This window comes from Actinomycetospora sp., from assembly GCF_036497245.1.
GTDB lineage: Bacteria > Actinomycetota > Actinomycetes > Mycobacteriales > Pseudonocardiaceae > Actinomycetospora.
The window spans coordinates 1-4689 of sequence record NZ_DASXJS010000217.1; the positions used below are offsets into that span (position 1 = coordinate 1).

3 protein-coding genes are annotated in these 4689 nt (G+C 71.2%); 1 reads left to right on the forward strand and 2 read right to left on the reverse strand.

The features are described 5' to 3' along the window. Window positions 1-66 precede the first annotated feature (66 nt). Window positions 67-1470 carry a cytochrome ubiquinol oxidase subunit I gene (locus tag VGI02_RS22990; RefSeq protein WP_331631233.1) on the reverse strand — a complete coding sequence of 468 codons (1404 nt, stop codon included), beginning with the start codon at window positions 1468-1470 and terminating at the stop codon, window positions 67-69. Next, window positions 1467-3458, reverse strand: a complete 1992-nt coding sequence (locus VGI02_RS22995; protein ID WP_331631235.1) for a glycoside hydrolase family 15 protein — start codon at window positions 3456-3458, stop codon at window positions 1467-1469. Before VGI02_RS22995 ends, VGI02_RS22990 begins: the two co-directional genes overlap by 4 nt. A 287-nt stretch (window positions 3459-3745) precedes the next feature. Between VGI02_RS22995 and VGI02_RS23000 the strand changes: the two genes are divergently transcribed. Next, the coding region (locus VGI02_RS23000; protein ID WP_331631237.1) for a GMC family oxidoreductase N-terminal domain-containing protein at window positions 3746-4689 on the forward strand (944 nt) is incomplete at its 3' end.

The following is a 4689-nucleotide window of genomic DNA, read 5'->3' on the forward strand; positions in this document are numbered from 1 at the left end:
AGGAATCCCGTCCAGAGGACGGCGATGATGACGAACCAGAACGTGGTCAGTGACATCGGCGCTCCCTCAGTAGGTCGGGGCGAGGACGGGGTCGTCGTCGGACGGTGCCCCGGCATCCGCGTCCGGAGGCGTCACCGGGTCCAGCTCCTTGCGGGCGAACCGGGCCATCAGGAGCCAGTCCACGACCGCGAGCGCGCCGTAGAGCAGCACGAAGATCCCGAGGCTCGTGACGATCGTGCCGATGCCGACGGACGGGGACGCCGCGTCCGAGGTGCGCAGGAGCCCCTGGACGATCCACGGCTGCCGCCCGTTCTCGGTGAGCATCCAGCCGGCCGTGTTGACCACGAACGGCACCGGGATCGCCCAGATCGCGACCCGCAGCAGCCAGGGTGACTCGACGAGCTTCCGGCGCCGCCAGAACGCCCAGACACCGAGCAGCAGGAGCAGCCCACCGAGGTAGGCCATGACGCGCATCGACCAGTACTGGACGAAGACGTTCGGGACGTAGTCCCCGGGGCCGTACTGCTGCGCGTACTGCGCCTGGACGTCGTTCAGGCCCACCACCTGGCCGTTCCACGAGTTGGTCGCCAGGAGCGACAGGAGGTGCGGGACCTGGATGACCTTCGTCGGGGTCTCGTCGCGGTTGCCTCCGCCCACCTGGAACAGGGAGAACGAGCACGGCTGGCATGTGCTCCACTGCGCCTCCGCGGCCGCGATCTTCATCGGCTGGTAGCGCCCTTCGGTCACCCCCAGCTCGCTGCCGACGAGCATGGCGAGCAGCGCGGCCGGGATGAGGACGCCGATCGCCAGACGAGCCGAGAGGGTGAAGGCCTCCGGGCTCGAGCCGCGCCGCAGGTGCCACGCCGAGATCCCGAGCATCACCACGGAGGCGGTCACGGCCGAGGCCAGGAGCACGTGCAGGTAGCCCCGCAGGAAGACCCCGTTCGTCAGCACGGCCGCGATCGAGGTGAGCTGGGCGTGCCCGGTCGCCGGGTCCAGCTGGTAGCCGACCGGGTGCTGCATCCACGAGTTGGCGGCCATGATGAACGCGGCGGAGAGCGCCGAACCGAGTGCCACCGCCCAGATCGTCGCGAGGTGGACACGCTTCGACAGGCGACCCCAGCCGAACACCCAGAGCCCGAGGAACGTCGACTCGAGGAAGAAGGCGACGAGGCCCTCCATCGCCAGCGGTGCCCCGAACACGTCGCCGACGAAGCGGGAGTACTCCGACCAGTTCATCCCGAACTGGAACTCCTGGACCAGCCCGGTCACGACGCCGACCGCGATGTTGATGACGAGGAGGGTCCCGAAGAACCGGGTCAGCACCAGGTGCTCGCGCCGCCCACCCCGGTACCAGCCGGTCTGGAGCATGGCCGTGAGCAGGGCGAGACCGATCGTGAGCGGCACGAACAGGAAGTGGTAGATCGACGTGCTGGCGAACTGGATCCGGGCCAGTTCCACGGCGGTCACGTCGAGCCGCCGTCCCGTCGGCCGTTGATCGCGCGACTTCTCCTGGACGTCGACCCGGCCAGCGCCGGAGCCAGGGCACCGTCCGGGTCGACCGCGGACGGCGCCGGTCGCGGGGCCGGGGGACGGGCTGACGGCACCGGGCCCGAGCGGGGTGATGCGGCGGGCCTGCGCCTGTCCAGCGCGGCGTCCAGCGTCAGCGCGGCGTCGATGAGGGACAGATGGGTGAACGCCTGGGGGAAGTTCCCGATCTGCTCGCCGGTCAGGGCGATCTCCTCGGAGAACAGGCCCACGTGGTTGGCGTAGGTGAGGATCTTCTCGAACGCGAGGCGGGCATCGTCCAGGCGGCCCGCCCGGGCCAGTGCGTCGACGTAGGTGAAGCTGCAGAGCGAGAACGTGCCCTCGGAGCCCTGGAGGCCGTCGGGGGAGGCGCTCGGGTCGTACCGGTAGACGAGTCCGTCGGTGACCAGCTCCTCGTCCATGGCCCGCAGGGTCGACTGCCACATGGGCTCGTAGGGGCTGAGGAAGCCCACCGTCCCCATGCGCAGCAGCGCCGAGTCGAGCACGTCCGTGGCGTAGTGCTGGACGAAGGCCTGCTTCTCCGCGTTCCACCCGCGGGCCATCACCTGCTTGTAGATGCCGTCGCGGGCGGCGGTCCAGCGCTCGAGCGGTGCGGGCCGGGCCCGCGAGACGGCCAGGCGGATCGCCCGGTCGAACGCGACCCAGCACATCAGCCGGCCGTAGGTGAAGTCCTGGCGTCCGCCGCGGCTCTCCCAGATGCCGTCGTCGGGCTGGTCCCAGTTGTCGGCGAGCCAGTCGAGCAGGGTGGTGAGGGCGGCCCAGCCCGCATGGCCGATCTCGAGGCCGTGCGCGTCGGCGAAGAAGATGCTGTCGAGGGCCTCGCCGTAGATGTCGAGCTGCAGCTGCTCGGCCGCGGCGTTCCCGATCCGGACGGGCAGGGACCCGCGGTAGCCCGACCAGCCTTCGAGGTTGACCTCGGGCAGGTCGGCGGTCCCGTCGACCGAGTACATGATGTTGAGAGGGTTGCCGGTGGCGCCATGACGCTCGACGACCCGGTCCCGGAGCCAGGTGCAGAACTGGGCGGCCTCCTCGGTGAAGCCCATCCCGAGCAGCGCGTAGACCGAGAACGAGGCGTCGCGGACCCAGGTGTAGCGGTAGTCCCAGTTGCGCTCGCCGCCGACCTGCTCGGGGAGCCCCGCGGTCGGTGCGGCGACGAGGCCCCCGGTCGGGGCGTAGGTCATGAGCTTGAGCGTGATCGCCGAACGCTGGAGGATCTCCCGCCACCGGCCGGTGTAGGTGGACTGCGCCAGCCACGCCCGCCAGAACGCCACCGTGTCGTCGAACATCTGCTGGAACTCGGCCACCCGGACCTCCCGGGCCGGGCCGGGCGCGGCGGACTCGAGCACGACGCCGCGGACCTGCCCCGCGGACAGCGTCAGCGAGGCACGCACCCGTCCCTCGGCGACCTCCGCATGCCCCAGCCGCTCGTCCTCGGGCTCGCGCACGACGTGCACGGTCAGGGCCAGCTCGTCGGTCGCGAACACCACGCCGCCGTCGGAGACCCGGGTGCTGTGCTCGCGCCTGCCGTAGTCGAACCGCGGGAGGATGTCGAACTCCATCGACACCGTGCCCCGCACGCACCGCAGCATGCGCACCAGGCGGTGGTTGTCGGTGGCCTCGTGGCCGGAGACCGGCATGAAGTCGTGCACCTCGCACACCCCGGACGCGGTCATGAACCTCGTGATCAGGATCGCGGTGTCGGGGTGGTACATCTGCTGGGAGGTGTACGGCCCACCCGTGGGCCGCACCCGGAAGTGGCCGCCCCGCTCGTCGTCGAGCAGGGCGCCGAACACGCTCGGCGAGTCGAAGCGTGGGCAGCAGAACCAGTCGATCGACCCGTCCGTGGTGACCAGCGCCGCGGTCTGCAGGTCGCCGATGAGCCCGTGGTCCGCAATGGCCGTCTCGATCATGGTGCGTCGCCTCCGTGGCCCCGGGCGAGCCGTGCGCGGTGCGTCCTTCGCACCCGCCCGACGGGCGCGTCCGGCCCACGGTGAGCGCGCGGGGACCGTCGTCGCATCACCCCGGGAAGACGACCGGTGCCCTCCCGTGCGGCCGGTGTGGTGGCCGTTCCCGCGGACCGGCCGGGCCGTCGGGTCATCCTGACCAGGTGATGTCGCGCCCCCTCGGCCCGCAGGAGTCTCGGGCGGGCGAGGAGCGGCCGGACCGGTCCCTCCGTCGGAGCGGGAACGGTGCGGCGATGGTCGAGAACCGGCACTACGACGTCATCATCATCGGGAGCGGTGCGGGCGGCGGGACGCTCGCCCACCGGCTCGCCCCGTCCGGGAAACGGGTCCTGATCCTCGAGCGTGGCGACTACCTGCCGCGCGAACGGGACAACTGGGACTCCACCGCGGTGTTCGTCCGGGGGAAGTACCGGGCCCCGGAGTTCTGGTACGACAAGGACGGCAACGAGTTCCCTCCCGAGGTCAACTACTACGTCGGGGGCAACACCAAGTTCTACGGCGCCGCGCTGTTCCGGCTCCGCCCGGAGGACTTCTCCGACCTGCGGCACTACGGCGGCGTCTCGCCCGCCTGGCCGATCGGCTACGACGACCTCGAGCCCTACTACACCGAGGCCGAGCACCTCTACCTCGTCCACGGCGCCCACGGGGAGGACCCGGGGGAGGGCCACGCGAGTGCTCAGTACGCCCGTCCGCCGGTCGCCCACGAACCGCGGATCCAGCAGCTGAGCGACGACCTCGAGAAGCAGGGCCTGCACCCGTTCCACCTGCCGATCGGGGTGGACCTGACCCAGGACGAGCACGGCGGTGCGGCGCACGGGAGCGCGTGCATCCGGTGCGACCGGGTCGACGGCTTCCCCTGCCTGGTGAACGCGAAGTCCGACGCCCAGGTGATCGCGGTGGACCCGGCGCTGCGCCACCAGAACGTCGAGATGGTGACCGGCGCGCGGGTCGACCGGCTCGAGACCGACCCGACCGGGCGCACTGTCACCGGGGTCGTCGCGGAGCTGGCCGGCGGCGAGCGGGTCGAGTTCAGCGCCGACATCGTCGTCGTCTCCGCGGGCGCGGTGAACTCGGCGGTGCTCCTGCTGCGCTCGGCCAACGACCGGCACCCGGCCGGGCTGGCCAACGGGTCGGACACCGTCGGGCGCCACTACATGCGGCACAACAACGTCGCCGT

Bases quoted from the DNA above. Each gene is read 5' to 3' on its own strand.
- VGI02_RS22995 (WP_331631235.1), bottom strand. From the start codon at position 3,458: ATGATCGAGACGGCCATTGCGGACCACGGGCTCATCGGCGACCTGCAG.